Below are 323 nucleotides of genomic sequence, written 5' to 3' on the forward strand. Positions count from 1 at the left end.
TGAAATGTTAACATCTATACGAAATAAACATAAATTAACGCTAATATATCACTGTACTAATATGAAATTATAATTAGATATAATCTATAAAAAACTTTAAAACACCGTTACTAAAATGATACACTATAATCTACGTTATTTTAGTAATGAATAGAGGGATTTTCGTGATAGATAAAATCAAAAATGCTGTAGAGGATATGTACGAAGATGAAGCAAAACATTTACTGCAAAGCATTCTTATACAATTAGATTTATTAGAAGAGAACTATAGTGAAGATACGATTAAACACTTGATGAGTATACCTAAGCAGCTGACGAATAAT

General features: G+C 26.3%; 1 pseudogene. It reads left to right on the forward strand.

What is annotated here, in order from left to right:
• Positions 1–146 precede the first annotated feature (146 nt).
• A pseudogene (locus KI356_RS28815) lies at positions 147–323 on the forward strand (DUF1835 domain-containing protein); the annotation flags it as partial.

Source organism: Bacillus hominis (assembly GCF_018332515.1).
GTDB lineage: Bacteria > Bacillota > Bacilli > Bacillales > Bacillaceae_G > Bacillus_A > Bacillus_A hominis.